Annotated in this window: 14 protein-coding genes; 6 read left to right on the top strand and 8 right to left on the bottom strand. The window is 70.9% G+C overall.

Features of this window, described 5'->3' with window-relative positions; all coding sequences use genetic code 11:
* Positions 1-40: 40 nt before the first annotated feature.
* The 4 genes from OHA72_RS28960 (at position 41) to OHA72_RS28945 (ending at position 5,372) form a co-directional block, all read left to right on the top strand.
* The gene (locus tag OHA72_RS28960) at positions 41-1,222 is read left to right on the top strand and encodes a metallophosphoesterase (protein ID WP_442788688.1); all 1,182 of its coding nucleotides are present in this window, start codon (positions 41-43) and stop codon (positions 1,220-1,222) included.
* Positions 1,223-1,342: 120 nt separating this feature from the next.
* Complete coding sequence (locus OHA72_RS28955) at positions 1,343-2,758, top strand: TIR domain-containing protein (RefSeq protein WP_327010944.1); 1,416 nt, start codon at positions 1,343-1,345, stop codon at positions 2,756-2,758.
* 5 nt (positions 2,759-2,763) lie between these two features.
* Positions 2,764-4,326 carry an SPFH domain-containing protein gene (locus OHA72_RS28950; RefSeq protein WP_327010943.1) on the top strand — a complete coding sequence of 521 codons (1,563 nt, stop codon included), beginning with the start codon at positions 2,764-2,766 and terminating at the stop codon, positions 4,324-4,326.
* Positions 4,323-5,372 carry a TIR domain-containing protein gene (locus OHA72_RS28945; RefSeq protein WP_327010942.1) on the top strand — a complete coding sequence of 350 codons (1,050 nt, stop codon included), beginning with the start codon at positions 4,323-4,325 and terminating at the stop codon, positions 5,370-5,372. Before OHA72_RS28950 ends, OHA72_RS28945 begins: the two co-directional genes overlap by 4 nt.
* Positions 5,373-5,437: 65 nt before the next feature.
* Here OHA72_RS28945 and OHA72_RS28940 read toward each other — a convergent pair whose 3' ends face one another.
* Positions 5,438-6,406 (bottom strand): ketopantoate reductase family protein, encoded by a 969-nt coding sequence (locus tag OHA72_RS28940; protein WP_327010941.1) that lies wholly within the window; start codon positions 6,404-6,406, stop codon positions 5,438-5,440.
* A gap of 84 nt (positions 6,407-6,490) precedes the next feature.
* Between OHA72_RS28940 and OHA72_RS28935 the strand changes: the two genes are divergently transcribed.
* Complete coding sequence (locus OHA72_RS28935; protein WP_327010940.1) at positions 6,491-7,054, top strand: TetR/AcrR family transcriptional regulator; 564 nt, start codon at positions 6,491-6,493, stop codon at positions 7,052-7,054.
* Between the two features lie 105 nt (positions 7,055-7,159).
* Here OHA72_RS28935 and OHA72_RS28930 read toward each other — a convergent pair whose 3' ends face one another.
* The 7 genes from OHA72_RS28930 to OHA72_RS28900 all read right to left on the bottom strand — a co-directional run bounded on the left by OHA72_RS28930 (position 7,160) and on the right by OHA72_RS28900 (position 18,615).
* Positions 7,160-7,636, bottom strand: coding sequence for a universal stress protein (locus tag OHA72_RS28930; protein ID WP_442788687.1), 477 nt, complete (start codon positions 7,634-7,636; stop codon positions 7,160-7,162).
* A 25-nt stretch (positions 7,637-7,661) separates the two neighbouring features.
* Positions 7,662-8,105: a GtrA family protein gene (locus tag OHA72_RS28925; protein ID WP_327010938.1), complete on the bottom strand. Its 444-nt coding sequence runs from the start codon at positions 8,103-8,105 to the stop codon at positions 7,662-7,664.
* Entirely contained in the window at positions 8,102-9,637 is a 1,536-nt protein-coding gene (locus OHA72_RS28920; protein WP_327010937.1) for a glycosyltransferase family 39 protein, read from the bottom strand. The genes OHA72_RS28925 and OHA72_RS28920 overlap by 4 nt, the downstream gene beginning before the upstream one ends.
* The gene (locus tag OHA72_RS28915) at positions 9,634-11,733 is read right to left on the bottom strand and encodes a glycosyltransferase (RefSeq protein WP_327010936.1); all 2,100 of its coding nucleotides are present in this window, start codon (positions 11,731-11,733) and stop codon (positions 9,634-9,636) included. Before OHA72_RS28915 ends, OHA72_RS28920 begins: the two co-directional genes overlap by 4 nt.
* A gap of 17 nt (positions 11,734-11,750) precedes the next feature.
* Positions 11,751-15,458 (bottom strand): PA14 domain-containing protein, encoded by a 3,708-nt coding sequence (locus OHA72_RS28910; RefSeq protein WP_327011687.1) that lies wholly within the window; start codon positions 15,456-15,458, stop codon positions 11,751-11,753.
* 349 nt (positions 15,459-15,807) lie between these two features.
* A complete protein-coding gene (locus OHA72_RS28905) occupies positions 15,808-17,082 on the bottom strand; it encodes a cytochrome P450 (protein ID WP_327010935.1) in 1,275 nt (424 codons plus the stop codon).
* A gap of 42 nt (positions 17,083-17,124) precedes the next feature.
* A complete protein-coding gene (locus OHA72_RS28900) occupies positions 17,125-18,615 on the bottom strand; it encodes an MFS transporter (protein WP_327010934.1) in 1,491 nt (496 codons plus the stop codon).
* A 216-nt stretch (positions 18,616-18,831) separates the two neighbouring features.
* Here OHA72_RS28900 and OHA72_RS28895 point away from each other — a divergent pair, with 216 nt between their 5' ends.
* Positions 18,832-20,586, top strand: a complete 1,755-nt coding sequence (locus OHA72_RS28895) for a galactose-binding domain-containing protein (RefSeq protein ID WP_327010933.1) — start codon at positions 18,832-18,834, stop codon at positions 20,584-20,586.
* The last annotated feature ends 29 nt before the right edge of the window (positions 20,587-20,615 follow it).

Genomic DNA, 20,615 nt, shown 5'->3' with positions numbered 1-20,615 from the left:
CCGCTTGGCCGGTGCATGGCACTGCGTGCCATGCTGAACTGTGGCTACCACTGAAGCGGTCCCTGTCGCGCGGCGCCGTTCGCTGCTGCGCCCCCTGATGTTCACCCTGACCCTCGTCAGCGTCCTGGCGCTGCTGTTCGGCGTGCCATGGTGGTCGCTGGTGCAGTCGGGCAACGCGTGGCCGGCCGGCGTGCGCGTCGCGGGGACCGCCGTGTTCGCCGTGGCACTCGTCGGGTTCCCGGTGCTGATGATGCTCGGGCACGGCCGCCGGCACCTCGACTGGGCGTCGCGGGTCGCCGACACGACCCTCGGCGTGGTGTGGCAGCTGTTCGTCTGGGCGGTCGCCGGCGACCTGCTGCGCCTCGCCCTGCTCGCCGGTGGGGTCGACGACCCGCTGCGCTCCAGGGTCGTCGCCGGGTTCACCGGCGTCGTCGCGGTGGGGCTGCTGCTGTGGGGCTACGTCGAGGCGATGAAGGTGCCCAGGGTCCGCCGCGTCGACGTCGCCATCCCCCGGCTCGGCGCCGGCCTGGACGGGTTGAAGGTCGTCCTGCTCACCGACACCCACTACGGCCCGATCGACCGGGTCCGCTGGTCGAAGGGCGTCACCGAGGTCGTCAACACCCTCGACGCCGACATCGTCGCGCACACCGGCGACATCGCCGACGGCACCGTCGCCCAGCGCACCGAGCAGGCCGCCCCGCTCGGCGACGTCAAGGCCCGCTACGCGCGGGTGTACGTGACCGGCAACCACGAGTACTACGGCGAGGCCGAGGGCTGGCTGCAGCGCATGGGCGAGCTCGGCTGGGAGGCGCTGCACAACCGCCACCTGGTCGTGGAACGCGGCGGCGACCGCCTCGTCGTGGCCGGCGTCGACGACCGCACCGCCGCCGGCACCGGCCTGCAGGGCCACCGCGCCGACCACGCCACCGCCCTCGCCGGCGCCGACCCGGACCTGCCGGTGCTCCTGCTGGCCCACCAGCCGAAGCAGATCGTCGACGCCGTCGAGCACGGCATCGACCTGCAGCTGTCGGGCCACACCCACGGCGGGCAGATGTGGCCGTTCCACTACCTGGTGCGCCTGGACCAGCCGGTGGTGCAGGGCCTGACCCGCCACGGTGCGCGCACCCAGCTCTACACCAGCCGCGGCACCGGCTTCTGGGGCCCGCCGTTCCGCATCTTCGCGCCGAGCGAGATCACCGAGCTCACCCTCCGCAAGGCCTGAGCGTCGCAGGCCGGTCGCCGCACGACGGTGACCGGCGGCGACCGCCGCGTGACGTCCCGCGCCGCCCGTCCGTCAGTTGCATCCTGACGGCCATCTCGGCGACTGACGGGTGCGGTGGAAATGGCAGAGGTGTTCCTCTCCTACCTCGACGAGGACCGGGACTGGACCCGGGCCCTCGCCGAGGAGCTGGAGCGGCACGGGCTGGTCACCTTCCTCCGGGAACGCGACCCGGAGCCGGGCGACGTGTTGCTGCAGCAGACGGAGGCCGCCATCGGCCGGGCCGGCACCGCGGTGCTCGTGCTCGGCGCGACGGCGCTGACCGACCCGCAGCCGTACGAGGAGTACGCCGTGCTGCTGCGGGAGGCAGCGACCCGCGGGCTGCGGGTGATCCCGGTGCTGTGCGGCGACGCCGGCCTCGTGGTGCCGCCCTTCGCCGCGGACCGGCTGTGGGCCGACTTTCGCGGGCTGTCCCCCGCCGAGCGCACGGCGAAGGCCGGCGACCTGGCCGCCATCGTCCGCGGCGAGTGGCGGCTCGCGCCCGAGCACCTCGATCAGCTGCGGCCGGCCCCGCCACCCGCAGCCGCCGGACCGGCCCCGGCCAGTTTCGTGGTCGTCTACGCCCGCGCCGATGCCGACTACGGCGGCCGCCTGGTCTCCTGGCTGTCCGGTGCGGACCTGCCCGTCTGGTCGATCGCGCGGCTCACCTGGGGCAGCGAGTACACCCGGGAGATCCGGGCGCGGATCCGGCACTCGATCGCCCTGGTGGTGCTGATGTCGCCGGCCGCCGAGGAGTCGCCCGACGTCATCCGGGAGATCCTCGAGGGCCAGCGGCACGACCGGATCCTCTTCCCCGTGCTCACCGAGGGCGCACCCAACTTCCTGCTGGCCAGCACCTGGTACGTCGACGCCCGCGACGGCGCACTGCCCGGACCGGCGCAGCTGCGGACACTGCAGCGGGTGTACCGGGAGCACGTGGCCGGCCGGGTCGCCCAGCTCCCGCCGCCGCGGCAGCCCGCCGTCACGGCGACACGCACGCCGAGCGGCCTCGAACTGGCCCGGCTGCGCGCGTCGCTGGCCGACGGCGAGCTGGAGCACGCCGACCTGCTGACCACCAACCTGGTGCTCGCCGCGGCAGGCCGGCTCGGGTGCGGCTGGCTGGCCGAGACCGCCGCCGGCGACCTGCCCGCCGGGCTGCTGCGCGACATCGACGCGGCGTGGGCGGAGTCGACCGGCGGCCGGCACGGATTCCGTCGCCAGCGGCAGCTGTACCGGCTGCAGCACGAGTTCGGCGGCGACTTCGCGGTCCTGGCCACGGCGTACGGCTGGCGTCCCCGGCCCGACGGGCGGCCGACGTACGGCGAGCAACCGGCGACCCCGAAGTACGGCCGGTTCGTCCGGCCGGACGGACCGCCGCCCGGCTTCTTCCCGACGCTGCGCAACCCGCAGGCCGAGCACTACCCGGGCTGGCACGCGCGCTGGCGCATGACCGTGCTCGCCGTCCACCGGCAGCTCCGTTCGTGGCCGATCGAGGGGTGACCAAGATGCTCGAGTTCTTGACGGTCGTGCTGTTCCTGGCGGCGCTGGGCGGCGGCGGGTATCTCGCCGTGAAGGGCATGCACCATGTGCCCGACCGGATGGTGGGGATCGAGTACCGCCGCTTCGGCCGCAACGTCCAGGACCGCTACCGGGTGAGCGTCTACGGCTCCGCCGGTCCGCAGGCGGTGACACTGGCCGCGAACCGCTGGTACTGGCGGCCGCCGTGGCTGGCGACCGTGCGATTCGTGCCGCAGACGTTCGTCCCGGACGGCACGATCGGGCTGGTCACGTCACTGGGGGGTCCGGTGCGGCCGCTGGATCGCCGGTTGTGCCGCTACGTGGAGTGCGACTACTTCCAGGACGGCCGGCGGTTCCTGCTCAGCGGCGGTGAACAGGGCCGGCAGCTGGGCGTGCTGCCCGGCGGCGCGTACTACGCCATCAACACCGAGCTGTTCGCCGTGTTCACGGTGCTGACGCTCGCGGAGGGCCCGGTGCACCCCGACGCCGCCAGGCTGACCGAGGCGGACCTGCGCGAGGTCGACGTGCCGGTGGGCAGCACCGGAGTGGTGATCACCCAGCACGGCACGCCGCCCAGCGACGCGCCCGACGCCGTCAACCCCGTCATCCCGGGCCACGACAGCTTCCGGCTGCCGTGGGTGTTCCTGGCCAACGGCGGGCACCTCGGGGTGCAGGAGGAGACGCTGCACGGCGGCAGCCGGTATGCGATCAACCCCTGGTTCGCCCGGGTGGTGCTGATCCCGACCAGGGAGCTGTACCTGGAGTGGACGAACAAGGCGACGAAGACGGCCGGCAACCTCGACTCCGCACTCGAACAGATCGTGGTGAACATCGAAGGGCACGTGCTGTCGCTGGAGATGTCGCAGATCCTGCGCATTCCGGCCCGCGCCGCGCCGCGGCTGGTCCGCCGGTTCGGCGAGGCCGACAACCAGCCGGAGCCCGCCGGCTCGATCAGCGTCAAGCCCGCCCCGGTTCAGCGGTTCGTCGAACGGGTGCTGGGCGCGGCCGTGGCCGGCTACTTCACCGCACTCGTCGGCCGGTACACGATCCTGCAGTTCATGGAGGAGTACGAAAACGTCCGGCTGGAGCTGCAGCATCAGGTGACCGAGGCCCTCGCCGAGTGGGACGTGATCGCCGGCCTCACCGTCCTGGCCGAGTTCGAGTCCAAGGACGAGGAGATCAACAACCTGCGCCGCCGCCGCGTCCAGGCCCGCGAACAGGGCGCCATCTCCGAGTTCACCCTGGAACACACCAGGACCGACATGGCCGCCGAACGGCTCCGCATCGAGATGGAGGGCAGACGCCACGCGGCCGAGCTGCGGGAGATGATCGAACTGCTCGGCCCGCAGCAGGTGGCGATCGAGCGGGTCGCCGCGCAGCTGGCCCGGATGCCGGTCCCGCAGTACATCGGCGGCGGTGGCGACCTCGCCCAGCAGATCCTCGGGCTGATGCCCTTCACCAACGCCCGCGACATGCTCGGCCAGCTCATCGCAAACCACAAGGACGGTCTCGCGCCGCAGCAGCGCCTCGACCCCAGCGACCAGGCGTGACCCGCGTCTTCATCTCCCACGCGGCCGCCGACGCCACCCCCGCCGCCCGGCTCGCGACCCGGCTCGCGGCGGCGGGGGTCGCGGTGTTCCTGCTGGAGTGGGTCGAGCCCGGGCTGGTCACCGTGCTGGAACAGGAGCATGCCCTCACCACCGCCACCCATGGCCTGCTGCTGATCAGCCGCGCGACGATGGCCGATCCTGCCGTGCGGGAGGAGTATGCCGCCCTGGTCGGCCACGCCCGCACCGGCGCCGGCCGGCGGTTCGTCCCGGTCCTCGTCGGCGACATCACCGACGCGGACCTGCCCCGGTTCGCCGCCATCCGCCAGCCGGTCGACCTGCGCACCCCCGACGCCTACGACGACCGCGTCGCGGCGTTGCTGCGGGTCCTGCAACGCCCAGGTTCCGGCGCTCCTGCGGGCGATTTCTCCTGGCGCCCTCCTGGCCTTGCCGCCGGCGACCGGATCCGCATCCTGCTGCTGGCGGCCAACCCGCGCGGCACCGGCCCGCTCGCCATCGACGTCGAGGAACGCGAGATCACCGAGAAGCTCCGCCTGTCCCGGGACCGCGACAGGTTCGACCTGGTCACCTGCTGGGCCGTGCGCCCCTCCGACCTGCTCCAGCACCTCAACCGGCACACCCCGCAGATCGTGCATTTCAGCGGCCACGGCCGCCGGCCCGGCGAGATCGTGCTCGCCGCGGACGATGGCACCGGCCGCCTGGTCGACGCGGCGGCGCTGGGCGAGCTCTTCCGGGTGACGGGGAACATGGTCCGCGTGGTGGTGCTCAACGCCTGCTGGTCCGCCGTCCAGGCCCAGGCAATCGGCCAACACGTCGACTACGTCCTCGGCATGCGCAAACCGGTCACCGACCAGGCCACGACCGTCCTGGCTGCCGCCTTCTACTCCGCCCTGGGCTTCGGCCGCACCGTCCCGGAGGCCTTCGAACAGGCGACCGCCGCGCTGCTGCTGCACGGCCTCGCCGAGCAGGACACCCCCGAGCTCCTGATCCGCCACGGCGCCGACCCGCACCTGAGCACGCCCCACTGACCCGGCCCACTGACCAGTGTGTGAGCGGCCTGACCCCAGCAACTCGAACGTTCGTGGTCACGGATCTAGCTTCGGGACGGACCCGTTGCTGCCTCGCCCAGGAAGTAGGGCTCGGCGGCCTCCAGCCTGGGCACTGCCACGCCCAGCCGGCGTGCTTCCGCCAGGGTGTCGCGGCCGACCGCACGCAGTTCCTCCGGGTTGGCGTGGGCCTCGAGCAGCAGGCGCACCGGCGGGAAGTGACCGAGCAGCCAGGCGAGGACTGGTGCCGTCAGCCAGGCGGCCGCCCGGACGGGCAGCACGTCGCCCCGATGCCGCCGCAGGTCGACGCCGCGGGCCTCGACGAGCGGCAGGAGTTCGCGGATGGCCAGCACCGCCTCGCGTACGCTGCCCGGCGCACCCGCCAGCTTGGCCAGCGAGCCCAGCTTCAGGCTCTGCGTGTGCAGGCCAGCGTTCTGCACGAAGTGGATCCACAGCCAGCCCCGGAAGTCGGGCTGTTCCCGGAAGCGGAATCCGGCCTGCCGGAACGCCGCGCGGACGGCTCGCTCCCGCTCGGTCGGTGGTCGGCCGAGGGTGCCGAAGAAGACCGTCGGCAGCAGAGCCCCGCGCAGCACGCCATCGTCGCCGAAGCCGCCGCCGGCGCCGGGGAAGCCCCAGGCCACCTGGTCGGACGGGAAGGGTTCGGCCGCCGAGGCCGGCTCGGCCCACAGGTTGTTGAAAACCAGCACCGTGGCCCGGCCCAGGCGCGGGCCCAGGAAGGCGGCGGCCTCGGCGAAGCCGTAGTGCTGCACGCTCACCACGATCAGATCGAAGTCGTGGTCCGGCTCCAGCGATTCGCGGTAGCGCACCGGCCAGCTCTCGGTGACGCGCTGCCCTCGGAGCCGGCGTCGGGCGTCGAGCAGTTCGAGGTCGATCGCGTCCCCGTACACCGCGGCACGACCCGGCCGGACGTAGAACTCGACCTGGTGCCCGGCCCGCTCCAGGGCCCACCCGTACACCGTGGCGATGACGCCTCGGCCGAACATCAGGATCTTCACTCAGCACCTCGTGGCCTATAATTGGAGGTCATCTCCACTTGCAAAATATGGAGATGGTTTCCACTTGTCAAGGAGGAGCTGCGCGTGACCACCGCCAAGCCGCTGCGCGCCGACGCCCAGCGCAACCGCGACGCCCTGCTCGCCAAGGCCCGTGAGATCTTCGAAGCGGGCGGCTTTGACCTGCGCTTCGACGACTTCGCCCGGCTGGCCGGCGTGGGCACCGGCACGCTCTATCGCCATTTCCCCACCCGGGAGGCGCTGGCTGAGGCGGTCTACAGCGAAGAGGTGGCCACGATGTGCGCCCACGCCGGCGTCCTGCGGGACACGCTCCCACCGGACGAGGCGCTGGCGGCATTCCTGCGCGGCTTCGTGCGTCATCTGCACGCCCACCAGGGCCTCGCTCGCACGCTTGCCTCGCTCATGGCCACGCGTTCAGGGGCCCTCGCCGCGGGGAGCGAGGCGTTGGCGCAGGCCATCGGCGAACTGCTGGCCGCCGCCGTCGAGGACGGCACGATCCGCGACGACGTGGGCGTCGGCCCCATCATGATGGCCCTGCACGGCATCTCCGCGGCCTACGACCATCCGGACGGCCCGGCCGACGCGGACAGTGTCATCAGCCTCGTGCTCGACGGCCTGCGCCGCTGCTGAACCCGGCGACATCGAGGAGCCGGAGCGTTCTGGAAGCCGTGCGGCGTCAGTCCGCGGGCGTCGGCGACATAAGCGGTCACCACGTCCTCCTTCGCCAGGCCGAGGTCAGGGGACGACGGTGACGGGCCACTTGCCGGCCTTCACCAGGCGGACCGCCAAGGAGCCGACGAACCGGTGGCCCAGGCGGGACGAGGCGCCGACCACGACCGCGTCGGCACGCAGCTCCGTCGCCGCCCGGACGATCTCAGCGTACGGGTCGCCGCGCACGGCTTTGAACTCCGCGCGGATGCCGGCATGCACGGAGCCCGCCTCGACCTGGCGGCGCATGTCTTCGGTTGCCTCGGTGATGGCCTGCTCGACGGCGGCGTACGCGCCCGGGGCGAAGACGCTCGCGGCGGGCACGCCGGCCACATAGACCACGACGAGCCGGGCGCCCTGCCGGCGGGCGAGGCCGGCGGCGTACGCGCCGGCGCGCAGTGACGTGTCGGAGCCGTCGACACCGACGACGATGACCTTCGGGCCGTCCGTGCCCAATTCGAAGACCACGGCAACAGCATGCCGCAGCCCCCGGCGGATCCGCATCCGGGGGCCGCGGCACGAAACCATCTCAAACAGACTCAGCAACCGGTGACGGGAGCGAAGCAGGGCGGTAGATGAACCGGTCGGTGATGCCGAAGCGCAGGCCGAAGGCCAGGACCAGGGTCACCAGGTTGGCGACCAGCTCGTTGACGCCCGCCCAGGAGACCAGGACCGCCAGCAGTGGCAGGCGGACGGCCAGGTCGAGGTTGTTGAGGACCACGAACCGGCCGAAGCGTCCGGCCCAGTGCCGGCCGCGCCGGCTGCGGAACACCACCAGGTCGACGAGGACGAAGTTCCAGCAGATGGCGACCTCGGTCGCGGCCACGGCGGCCGGCAGGTAGTGCAGGTGCCAGTGGTCGACGAGCAGCCACATGACGGCAAGGTTGGGCAGGACACCGGAGGCACCCACGGCGCCGAACCCCGCCATGCGCAGCACGGCACCGAACCGCGCCACGGGTGGCAGGGGCTTCACGCGTGCACCTTCCGGACGATGACCTCCCCGAAGCGGGCGATCTCGGTCGACTCGACGACACCGCGGCGAAGCGTGGGCAGGTCGGCGAGGGTGCTCACCGCCTGGTCCGCCATGACGATGTAGTCGATGCTGGCGGCGCCGGCCGGCAGGATGTCGGCCATGACGGCGGGGTCGGTGTCGACCTTCCACAGCCAGACCGGTTTCGTGAAGCCGGCGAGTTTCAGGTCCATCCAGATGTAGTCGTCGGTGACGACGACCGCGTCGCGGCCGACGTTGTCGATGACCCAGCGGGTCGCCGCGCGGGAGTTGGCGCTGCCGTCGAACGACGCCTGGTCGCGCAGCGTGGTGACCCAGCCGGGCAGGACGAGCAGCGCCGCCAGGACACCGGCGACCGCGACGACCGGCGTGCGCAGCCTGCCAAGGCGGACGGCGGAGAGGCGAGCCCACAGGACATCCCCGGCGCCGGCGATGAGCAACGCGGCGAAGGGCAGCATGGCGATGACGTAGGCGAACGGCATGTAGCCGCCGCGGCACATCATCACGACCTGGATGAGCAGCGCCAGCCCGATCGGCCGGAACCGGCGCGCGGCCAGGCCGACCGGGATGAGCGCGACCCCGGGCAGCAGCAGCCACGGGTCGAGCTCGGTCCACGACTTGGCGAGGCTGAACGTGCCGGACGACGGGTCCAGGAGGCTGCCGCTGCCGGAGCGGCCGAACACCTGCCACCACAGCGCCCAGCCGAGGCTCACGTGGCCCTCGCCGGGGAGCAGTTCCTTCTTCAGCAGGGCGAAGACCGGGTAGGAGGCCACCAGTACACCGAAGGACACGAAGAACACGCCGAGGTTCCAGACGCGGGTACGCCGGGAGGTGTGCTGGACGAGCAGCCAGACGAGTGCCGGCAGGAGGATGACGATGGTCTCCTTGCACAGGGCGGCCGAGGCGAACCAGATCGCGCTCCACAGGGCCGCGCCGACGCTGCGCCGCGGTGAGGCGGCGGCGGCGAACGCGGCGAGGATGAACATGGTGGCGAGGTTGTCCAGGAACACCATGCGGTGGAAGAAGACCGCGAGGGGGCTGATCGCGAAGACGAACACGGCGACGCCGGACCAGGCCCGGTTGAGCCGCAGCCGCCGGGCGAGCAGGAACAGCAGGGCGCAGCTGATCAGCGCGGAGATGAGCATGACCTCCCGGCCGACCATGACCGCGCTGGGTGCCCGGTCGAAGCCGTCGGTGACCCCGGCGTAGCCGGCGATGATGGCCCAGCCGAGGAACGGGTGGTCGTACCAGTACGTGTAGTGCGACAGGCCGCCGTGGTCGAGCATCGCCCACGCCTGGTTGACGTAGGTGCCTTCGTCGTCGTTGATGCGGCCGGGCCAGCCGTGCAGGTTCCAGCCGTTGACGAACCCGGCGAGGACCAGCAGCGGGGTGAGCACGGCGAGCGACCTGCGGTGGTGACGCCAGCGCGAGGGACGAGCCGCGACGACCGGCGCTGAACGGACCGGGCTGCGCTCGATCTCGAGGACGGCGGTCATGCGGCGGAACCTTCCAGGACGAGCGGACGGTGGTGGCCGCCGTGGGCGGTCTTGTGCCAGGTGGTGTTGCCGTCGACGTGCTGCCACACGGCCCAGAACGCGGCGCCCATGAGCACCCACTGGTAGACGGGCGCGCCGAACAGCAGGAACGCGTAGTGCCGCCACAGCACCTTCTGCCGGTACGCGCGGGCGAACTCGCGCAGCCCGACGATCTGCGTCGCCAGGGTGATGATGATCGGCACGAACGGCGCGTACATGAGCATCGCCACGAAGACGGGCACCTTGAGCCAGAAGATGGTGACGATCGACAGCGGCAGCAGCAGCGCGGAGAACGCCTGCAGGAACGGGGTGGCCAGGATGTAGCCGGCGAGGGCCCGCTGCCGCAGCGTGGGCAGCGTCGCCCAGCGGCCTTCGAGCAGGATGCTGAGGAAGCCCTGGTTCCACCGGACCCGCTGCCAGAACAGCGAACCGGACCGGCGGCTGCCGATGGTCTGCGGCACCTCCTCGCGGGTCGCGAGCTCCGGCTCGTACGCGGCGACCACGCGGGCGTTGTACCGCGTGCACAGCAGCACGCCGAGCGCGCAGTCCTCGGTGAGGTTGTCGGGCCAGCCGCCGGCCTGCTCGAGCATCTGCCGGCGGATGAACACGGTGTTGCCGCCCAGCGGCACGAACCCGGTCCGCACCTGGTAGAACATGCGGCTGGTGAACCAGAAGAAGTACTCCATCACGTTGTGGACCTTGAACCAGTCGCGGACCCGGGTGCCGAGCGTCATGAGCTGGACGCCGCCCTGCACGACGTCGGCGTCGGTGCTGCCGAACAGGGTGTTGACCCGGGTCAGCAGCTGCGGCGCGACGTCGTCCTCGGCGTCGACGACCCCGATGACGGTGCCGGTCGCGACCTCGAGGGCGGCGTTGAGCTGCCGCGGCTTGTTGGACCTGGTGTAGGCGCGCACGACGGTGCGGACCCTGCCGTGCGGGTCGTAGTTGGCCTGGACCCGCTGGACCTCGGCGATGGTCGCGTCGTCGCCGTCGCACAGCGACACGAGGATCTCGTAGTCGTCGTGGTCCTGCTGCAGCAGGTGCCGGAGGGTACCGGCGATGACGAGGTCCTCGTTGAGTGCCGGGACGATGATCGTGAAGCGTTCCTTGATCTCGTCGGGTACCGCGGCCGGCCACCGCATCTGTTCGACGGCCTCGGGGGTTCGCCAGCCGTACAGCCGCCACCGGACCTCGAGAGCGCCGACGACCGTGTTGTACGACGCGACCAGCGTCACCAGCAGCGCCAGGACGGCGGCGCCGGACAGCGGCGACACGGCGAGCGCGACGGTGACGGCGCCGATGACGGCGAGCAGGGCGCCCCAGCGCAGCACCGGGGTGGCGAGCCAGGTGGCCAGCCGCAGCCACGGCAGCTGCCGCAGGTACAGGATGCCCTGGCGCAGGTCGCCCTTGCTGGCGCCGGCGTGGCGCTGCCCGAAGTCCAGGGGCAGCTCGGTGCGGCGCAGCCTCGGGTACCTGGCCAGGATCTCCAGGAGGATCTTGAAGCCGCGCGACCGCAGCCGCTCGATGTCCATCTTGTCCAGGCGAACGGCGAAGAATCCGGTCATGGGGTCCGTGACGCCGCGCAACGCGAACGGAAACGCGACGCGCGCCAGGAGCGTCGAGCCGGTCGACACGATGCGGCGCACGGGCCCGTCGAGGCCGCCGCTGTTGCCGCCCTCGCGGTAGCGGCTGGCCATCACCAGGTCGTGCTCGTCGAGCGCGGCCAGCATCGCCGGCGCGAGCTCCGGCGGGTGCTGCAGGTCCGCGTCCATGACGAGCGCTTTCGGGGTGCGGGCCCGCCGGAACCCGTCGACGACCGCGCCGGCGAGGCCGCCGACCCGCTGGCCGCCGGTGCGGTGGAACACCCGGACCCGCAGGTCGTCGCGTTCCAGCCTGGCCGCGGCGAGGGCGATGGCGTCCACGGTGTGCTCGTTGTCGCTGTCGTCGACGAAGAGCAGTTCGACGTCGGTGAGGACGGCCGAGAGCCGTTCGATCAAAGGACCGACGTTGTCTTCCTCATGTCGGCAGGGGATGACGATCGTGGCCGTGGGGGTCACGTGATCTCCTTCAAACTTCACAACCGGATGACCGAACAGCGCGCCAGTGCGCCGCCGCCGCTGTCGAAGTACTCGACGGTGAAGGTGTGCTCACCTTCAGCCAGGGCGATTTCGAACGTGTACGTGGTCGGCGGGTGGTCGGACCATCCGTCGATCACCACGGCTCCGTCGATCGAGACGTGGATGCCGTCGTCGCTGGTGGCGGTGATGCGGTACGTGCCGCCGGCCAGGTGATCGGTCCTGGTCCAGCGGGCGGAGAACCCGTCGGCGGGCAGGCCCTCGGCCGGGCCGGCGAGGCCCCAGTCGTGGTCGATGGCCAGGTCCTGCCGGGTCAGTACGGGTGCTCCGGTGGCGGTCGTGTTGCTGTAGAAGGACGCCGTCCACGGGGTGGGTGGTGGCGGGTCGGCGGTCTTGTCGTAGCTGAGCCGGGCGATGGCCCCGGCGGCCTTCTCGTAGTACTCGACGACGATGACGTGGGCGCCCTCGGCGAGGTTGCGCTGGACCACGAACGTCGTCGGCGGCTGGTCGCGCCACTCGTCCAGGACGAGCACGCCGTCGATGAAGAGCCGGGCGCCGTCGTCGGCGAGCAGCTTGAACGTGTAGACGCCGGCGGCGAGGTTGTCGGTGCGGGTCCACCGGGCGGAGTACCCGTCGGCGGGCAGCCCGGGGCCGGGTGAGCCGAGGCCCCAGTCGAAGTCGACGGCGGCGTCCTGGCGCAGCATCGCGGGCGCGCCGGCCAGGTCGGTGCCGAGGTAGTAGGCGCCGTCCCAGCCGGGGGGTGAGGTGACGTCGCCGACGCGCCGGTAGCCGAGCAGCAGGCGGGCGCCGGCGGCGTTCTCGTAGTACTCGACGCGGATGGTGTGCGGCCCGCCGTCGGCGATCAGTTTGTCGGCGGTGAACTCCTCGTTCTGCTCCTGCCACTTCGACAGGATCAGCTGGTCGTCGAGGTAGACGCGGATGCCGTCGTCGCTGGCGCCGCTGAACCGGTAGAGGCCGGACGGGAGCACGTCGGTGCGGGTGTACACGGCGACGAAGTGGTCGACGCCGATGCCGTTGCCGGGGCCGCCGTCGCCGTACGGGTGGTCGATGGCCGCTTCGGTGCGCAGCAGGTCCGGTGCCCGCGACGGGATCGACGGCTGCGACCCCGCGCCTGGCGTGTTCCAATAGCTCGCGGTCCACGGCGGCGCCGGCGGCAGGTCGCCCGCGCGGTTCCAGGCGAGCCTGGCCAGGGCGCCGGCGGCGTTCTCGTAGTACTCCATGACGATCGTGTGCGCGCCGCCGCCGAGCGCCAGCCGGGCGGTGTAGGCGGTGACGCCCTGGTCGCCCCAGTGGTCGATGACCTTCTGCCCGTCGACCCACAGCCGCACGCCGTCGTCGGAGGTGGTGGTGAAGTCGTAGTAGCCGGCGCTGAGCGTCACCGAGCGGGTGTACCGCGCGACGAAATGGTCCTGGTCGATCGACGGGTCGGGTGAGCCGAGGACCCAGTCGTGGTCGACGACCGCCTCGTCGCGGGTCAGCTGTGGGCGGGTCGCCGGGACCGTCGGCGCGGTGCCGGCGCCCGGGGTGTTCCAGTACTCCGCGGTGAACACGTCGCGGGGCTGGTCCGGGGTGGTCTCCCAGGACAGTTTCGCGCTGGCGTCCACGACGTTGTCGTAGAACTCCATCCGGACGTTGTGCTGCCCGGCGGCGAGGTCGGCGACGTACTCGTAGGCGGTCGGGCCCTGGTCGTGCCACTGGTCGATGACGAGCTGATCGTCGACGTACAGTCGGGCACCGTCGTCGGAGGCGATCGTGAAGCGGTACCGACCGGCGGCGAAGAACTGCGTCTTGGACCAGCGGGCGGAGAAGTGGTCGGCGTTCACCCCGGGGCCCGGCGGCTCGACCGACCAGATGAAGTCGACGCGCTGGTCCTGGCGGGTCAGCGCGGGCACCCCGGCCAGGTCCTGGTTGTTGAAGTACTCGCCGAGGAACGGCGCCGACGGCGCATAGTTCGCCGTCCACGTCCCGTTCGCCGGTGGGGTGGTGATGAAGTGGCGGATCGCGCCGCCGTCGGACCAGCCGGTGAAGTGGTACTGGTTGCCGTTGGCGTCCTGCGCCGTCGGCGGCGCGGCGATCTCCCGCTTGAACCCGACGACGCCGTGCACCGCGTCCGGGGTCGCGATCGGCACCCCGTCGAGGGTCAGCCCCAGCCCCGGCGGGCTCGTCGCGAACGTCATCACCGACGTGCGCGGGTAGATGAACACCGGCTTCGTGCTGGTCAGCCCGTTGCGGTCGGTGACGGTCACCTTGATCTCGAACCAGGTGTCCGCGGACGCCTCGCCGGTGACCGGGATCGTGAACGTGCCGACCCGGCCGGTCAGCGGCCCGACGAACGGGTGGACGTGCGTGTTGTGGTGCAGGAACACCTCGGTCTTGATGTCGCCGTCGCTGACGTCGTAGCCGGCGGCGTCGGTACCGAACGCGTTGTAGGTGATCGTGTCGCCGGAGTTGTACAGGGCGCCGTCGACGGGCGCGGCGACCCGGGTCGTCGGGGGCGAGCCGACCTGCACGACGATCGGCCTGGACGTGACGCTGTTCTGCCCGTCGGACACGGTGAGCGTGACGGTGTGGACGCCGATCGCGGTGTAGGTCTTCGTGGGGTTCGCCGCGGTGCTGCTGCTGCCGTCGCCGAGGTCCCAGTGGTATGTGAGGTCGTCGCCGTCCGGGTCGCCGGTGCCGGCGCTGCTGAAGTGCACGGTCAGCGGCTGCTGCCCGCCGGTGGAGTCCGATGCCGCCTTCACGACCGGGGCGCTGCCGGCGAGGCTGTAGGAGATCTTGTACAGCTGGCCGGGGAAGTACGTGATGTAGTACAGCGAGCCGTCGGGTGCGACCTTCAGGTCCACGACGCTGCCGGCCTCCGGGTCGAAGTCCTTGACCTGGGTGATCTGGCCGGCGTCGTCGAGCAGCGCCTGCTTGATGAAGCCGCGGGAGTAGTCGCCGAAGAACATGCTGCCCTGGTACTCGGCGGGGAACTGGGTGCCGCGGTAGACCGGGCCCGCGGTCACCGCGCCGCTGCCGCCGTCGTGGTTGTAGGCGTGCAGCGGCTCGCGATAGCCGGCGCAGGTGGCGGCGCAGCGGCCCTCGTTGACCGGCCAGCCGTAGTTGCCGCCCTTGACAATGAGGTTGAGCTCTTCCCACGTGTAGTCGCCGACGTCGCCGCCATACAGCCGGCCGGTGGCGCTGTCGAACTGGAACCGCCACGGGTTGCGGAAGCCGTATGCCCAGATCGCGCCGAGTTTTCCGGGCTGCCCGGCGAATGGATTGTCGGGCGGAATGGTGCCGTCCGGGTTGATCCGCAGAATTTTGCCGTGCGGGTTGGTCAGATCCTGTGCGTTCGGTGGATAGCCGTTGTCGCCGACGGCGAAGTAGAGCTTTCCGTCCGGTCCGAACCTGATGCTTCCACCTACATGGAGCAGTTGTGAAGGCGATTGTGTCTGAAAAATGGTGTACGGGCCTTCGGTGCCGATGTCTCCGGATGCGTCGAAACGCACGAGATGATTCAGCAGGTCGTGGCCGGTGTAATAGAAGTAGACGTAGTGGTTGGCGACACCGAACGCCGGGTCGAACGCGACGCCGATGAGACCCCGGTCCCCTGACGCCTCCGAGGGCAGGTCAGCGAAGGGTTCCGGGAGGAGGTGGCCGTCCTTGAAGATCTTGATCTTGCCGGTGCGCTCCAGGATGAACATGCGCCCGTCGGGGGCGATCTCAAATCCGGAAGGGCCGTCGAGTCCCGATCCGAGCACGATTTGCGTGGTGAATCCGGGTGGGGTCGCGGCGGATGCCGGTGGCACTGGACCGACCAGTGATGCCACCAGTGTCAGCAATGCGACAAAAGCCAGGCACTTGCGCAACGTCCCACCCCACAGTCGTCCCTCGGTGTGAATCCTCGGGTCGCCATGTGATGCGGCAATAGCAATTCATCGAATGAACGGTGACGAAATTGCGTCGGCATTGTTTCGCCGCCGCCGTTCATTTCGCAGTCGCACAGAAATGCGGCGCAATTGTTCTGGCGGAAACACGCCTGAGGTCAGCCGGTCATTGATACGCCACCGGTAGCGATGCGTAACCGCGCAGCACCCGGGTGCGCCGGCGCCGCGGGGTGCCGTCGATGACCAGGTCCGGGTGCCGGTCGAACAGCGTCTTCAGGCCCACCTCGCCCTCCAGGCGGGCGAGGGCGGCGCCGAGGCAGTAGTGCACGCCGCCGGAGAACGACAGGTGCTCCCGCGCGTTGGGCCGGGTCACGTCGAAGCGGCCCGGGTCGGTGAACACGGCGGGGTCCCGGTTCGCGCCGCCGAGCATCGGCACCACCACGTGCCCGGGCTGCAGTGTCGTGCCGGCGATCTCGACCGGCCGCTGGCAGACCCTGGCCGTGTTCTGCACCGGCGAGTCGAAGCGCAGCATCTCCTCCACGGCGCCCCGCCACAGCCCCGGATCCGCCTTGAGGGTCGCGAGCTGGTCCGGGTGGTGCATCAGCAGCGCGGCACCCGTACCGAGGAGATTGACGGTCGTCTCGAAGCCCGCGGCGAGCAGCAGGCCCGCGGTGGCGAGGAGCTCGTCGTCGGTGAGCTGCTCACCCTCCAGGTGCACCAGCTGGCTGAGCAGGTCGTCGCCGGGCGCCTTCCGGAGCCGTTCGAAGTGCCCGCGCATCCACGCGTTGCTCCGCCGGATGCCGATCTCGGTGCGCCGGTACTGGCGGTAGGTCAGCCCCAGGTCCAGCGTCGGCGCGGACATGGTGCCCCAGTCCAGGAACTGCCGCCGCATGTCCAGGGGCACGCCGAGGATGTCGGCGATGACGGTGACGGGCAGCAGCGCGGCGTAGCGGTCCACCAGGTCGAACCGCGGCCCGAGCCCGTCGAGCAGTTCCTCGGCGGTCCGCTCGATCCTGGGCCGCAGCGCCTCGATCGCCCTGGCGGTGAAGACCTTCGAGACCAGGCGGCGGTACCGGGTGTGGTCCGGCGGATCGATGACCAGCATCGACGGCGGGTCGACGGGACCGATCGGTGCGGTGCGCCGGCTCAGCCGCCACAGCAGCGCCACGGGGGTCGGCAGCCGCCGGTCGCTGAAGCCGACGCCGAACGCGTCGCTGCGCAGGACCGCCGAGGCGACGTCGTGCCGGGCGGTGGCCCACATGAGGCTGCCGCGCACGAGCGGGCCCTGCTCGCGGATCCGGTCGTAGAAGGGGTACGGGTCCTCGCGCACCTCGGGATCGACGAAGTACCGCGCCTGGATGTCGCCCTTGCGGGCCGCGGCACTGATCCCCATCCGCGCGAAGCCGTGCTTGGTGGCCCACCGCAGCGCCGTTCCGCTCATGGTACTGAACGGTACCAGCACTGCGGTGGAACCGGGACCACCTCAGCCCGTGGCGCGGGGCCTGGTCGTGACGGCGGACAGGGGGACGGCGACGTCCTCCAGGGACTTGCCCTCGGCGTCGACGCCGAGGATCCACTCGACGACCCCACCGATGATCATGACCGCGGCGCCGATGAGGTAGCCGATGAAGAGCTTGCCGGGATCCTCGCCCTCGCCGATCAGCCAGCCGTAGAAGATCGGGCCGATCGCGCCGAAGCACTGGGCGATGGCGAAGAACACCGCGATCGCCTGGGCCCGGACCTCGAGGGGGAAGATCTCGCTGACGGTCAGGTACGCGGAGCTGGCACCGGCCGAGGCGAAGAAGAAGATGATGCACCACGCCAGGGTCTGCGTGAACGCGTTGAGCATGCCCGCGTCGAACATCCAGGCCGAGATCGCCAGGAGCACCCCGGACAGGATGTACGTGCCGGTGATCATCTTGCGGCGGCCGATGGTGTCGAACAGGTGCCCGAGCAGCAGGGGGCCCGCGAGGTTGCCCAGGGCGAACGCGATCAGGTAGATCGGGGTCTTCTCCGCGTCGACGTCGTAGAACTTCGACAGGACCAGCGTGTACGTGAAGAAGATCGCGTTGTACAGGAACGACTGGGTGATCATCAGGGTCGCGGACAGGGCCGATCTGCTCGGGTAGTGGCGGAACAGGACCTTGAGCAGCGACAGGTACCCGTGCGACGCGGAGGGGCGGACCTCGATGGCGGCGCCCTCGTCGACCGGGGCGAGGGTCTGCCCGGAGCGTTCGACGTCGCGCTCGATCCCGGCGATGCTCGCCTCGGCCTCCTCCTCCCGGCCGTGCATGATCAGCCAGCGGGGACTCTCCGGCAGGTGCTTGCGCAGGTTCCAGATGGCCAGGCCGATGATCGGCCCGATCAGGAAGCCCAGCCGCCAGCTGATGTTCAGCGAGATGTGGTTGAGCAGCACGTACGTGCCGAGGGTGCCGATGATGGCGCCGCCCCAGTAGGTGCCGTTCACGCCGATGTCGACGCGGCCGCGGTACCTGGCGGGCATCATCTCGTCGATCGCCGAGTTGATCGCCGCGTACTCGCCGCCGATGCCGGCGCCGGCGACGAATCTCGTCAGGTACAGGAACACCAGGCTCAGGGTGCTGTTACCCCAGGTCAACGCCGTCAACGCATTGCCCGCGAGGTACACGCCGAGGGTGACGACGAACAGGTTCTTGCGGCCGAGGGCGTCGGACAGGCGGCCGAAGAGCAGCGCGCCGAACACCTCGCCCAGCAGGTACACGGTGGCGATGGCGCCGACCTGCGTGCTGCTCAGGCCGAGCGTCTCCTCCTTGTTGAGCACCGCACCCACGGCGCTCGCGATGGTGATCTCCAGACCGTCGAGGACCCAGGCGGTGCCCAGCGCCAGCACCATTCTGGTGTGGAACGGGGCCCAGGTCAGCCGGTCGATCCGGGCGGGGATGAGGCTGCGGATGATGCCACCGGTCGGCGCCGGGGCGGATTGCGTGTCGGACAAGGTGCACCTCCCAGGATTCCCTCCCAGCCCCGTGCCCGCATCGGCGGGCGTCAAAACCCGGCCTTGACGGGCACCCCCGGATCGACGACGCTGAGTCTGAGAGAGCGCTCTCTTCTCCCCCGCGACCGAACGCCCACCAGCACCGGCCACCCGCCCTCCCGGTGCATCGACGTGGTGCGGCGACGGTCCATCACACCCTCCACGCAGGGAGAACCCATGTCAGCAACACGGGGCCGGCGCATCGCCGGCCTGCTCGTGGCGGCGCTCGTCGCCGGCTACGCCGCCTTCACCGTCACCTCCGCCAGCGCCGCCAGCAGCCTGCTGTCACAGGGCCGGCCCACGACCGCGTCGTCGACGGAGAACGCCGCGTCCGGCGCCGCCCTCGCCACGGACGGCAACACCGGCACCCGCTGGTCGAGCGCGTTCAGCGACCCGCAGTGGATCCAGGTCGACCTCGGCGCCACCGCCACCATCGACCAGGTCGTGCTCAACTGGGAGGCCGCCTACGCCCGGTCCTTCACCATCCAGACCTCCACCAACGGCACCACCTGGACGACGGTCTACTCGACCACCACCGGCGCCGGCGGCGTGCAGACCCTCGCGGTGTCCGGCAGCGGCCGGTACGTGCGGATGAACGGCACCGTGCGGGGCACCGCCTACGGCTACTCGCTGTGGGAGTTCCAGGTTTACGGCACGACGGGCCCGGCCGGCTGCGGGACCGCGAACGCCGCGCAGGGCCGCCCGGCCACCGCGTCCTCGACGGAGAACGCCGCGTCGCCGGCGTCGGCCGCGTTCGACGGCAACACCGGCACCCGCTGGTCGAGCGCGTTCAGCGACCCGCAGTGGATCCAGGTCGACCTCGGCGCCACGGCCACGATCTGCCAGGTCGTGCTCAACTGGGAGGCCGCCTACGCCCGGTCCTTCACGATCCAGACGTCACCGAACGGCACCACGTGGACGACGGTCTACTCGACCACCACCGGCGCTGGCGGCAACCAGACCCTCGCGGTGTCCGGCAGCGGCCGGTACGTGCGGATGAACGGCACCGTGCGGGCCACCGCCTACGGCTACTCGCTGTGGGAGTTCGCGGTCAACACCACCGGGCCGGTCTCCCAGCCGCCGACGTCGCAGCCGCCGACGTCGCAGCCGCCGGGGACGTTCTGGGGTGACACCAGCACGATCCCGAACCCGAGCAACGTCGTCATGGTCAAGGTGCTCAACCGCACCAACGGCCAGTACCCCGACAGTCAGGTGTACTGGAGCTTCAACGGCCAGACGCACAGCATCGCCGAGCAGCCGTACCTCGACATGCCCGCCAACTCCGCCGGCCGCATGTACTTCTACCTCGGCAGCCCGAACAGCCAGTACTACGACTTCATCGAGTTCACCGTCGGGCCGGCCGTCTTCAACGGCAACACCACCCGCGTCGACGCGTTCGGTCTCAAGCTGGCGATGCGGCTGCACGCCCGCGACGGCTACGACGTGCAGGTCGGCGAGGACCAGGCGACGTTCGCGGAGAGCCGGGCGGCGACGTTCCAGCGCTTCATCGACGAGGTCCCGGCCCAGTTCGACGTCCTGGCACAGTCGCAGGCGCCGTACCGGATCATCGCGCCGGGCAGCGACCCGACGTTCCGCGCCGGCGGCGTCAACGCGAACTACTTCACCGCCTACGCCACGCAGTACGGCATCAACGCCCCGACCTCCGACGTCTTCGGCTGCGCCGGGGTCCTGGCCAACGACCCGGCGAACTGCGCCGCGCTCAACCGGCACGTGCGGCAGCTGCCGCAGTCGCAGTGGTCGACGCCGAGCCTGTACTACCAGGCCGCACCCGCCAACTACTACGCGAAGTTCTGGCACGACCACGCCATCGACCGGCTCGCGTACGGGTTCCCGTACGACGACTACGCCGGCCAGTCCTCGTTCGTCTCGCACGGCAACCCGCAGTGGCTGCTGGTGGCCGTCGGCTGGTGACCCACGCAGTGGCGGGCACCCCCGGGAAC

Source organism: Dactylosporangium sp. NBC_01737, assembly GCF_035963215.1.
In the GTDB taxonomy this organism is placed as follows: Bacteria; Actinomycetota; Actinomycetes; order Mycobacteriales; family Micromonosporaceae; genus Dactylosporangium.
Note: the sequence above shows the minus strand (reverse complement) of the source record. Positions and strands in the feature narration are given on the sequence as shown.

Coding starts and splice junctions, on each gene's coding strand:
- OHA72_RS28955 (WP_327010944.1), top strand. CDS start 1,343: ATGGCAGAGGTGTTCCTCTCCTACCTCGACGAGGACCGGGACTGGACC.
- OHA72_RS28950 (WP_327010943.1), top strand. CDS start 2,764: ATGCTCGAGTTCTTGACGGTCGTGCTGTTCCTGGCGGCGCTGGGCGGC.
- OHA72_RS28930 (WP_442788687.1), bottom strand. CDS start 7,636: ATGCGGATCCGCCGGGGGCTGCGGCATGCTGTTGCCGTGGTCTTCGAA.
- OHA72_RS28920 (WP_327010937.1), bottom strand. CDS start 9,637: ATGACCGCCGTCCTCGAGATCGAGCGCAGCCCGGTCCGTTCAGCGCCG.
- OHA72_RS28910 (WP_327011687.1), bottom strand. CDS start 15,458: ATGTTCATCCTGGAGCGCACCGGCAAGATCAAGATCTTCAAGGACGGC.
- OHA72_RS28905 (WP_327010935.1), bottom strand. CDS start 17,082: ATGAGCGGAACGGCGCTGCGGTGGGCCACCAAGCACGGCTTCGCGCGG.
- OHA72_RS28895 (WP_327010933.1), top strand. CDS start 18,832: ATGTCAGCAACACGGGGCCGGCGCATCGCCGGCCTGCTCGTGGCGGCG.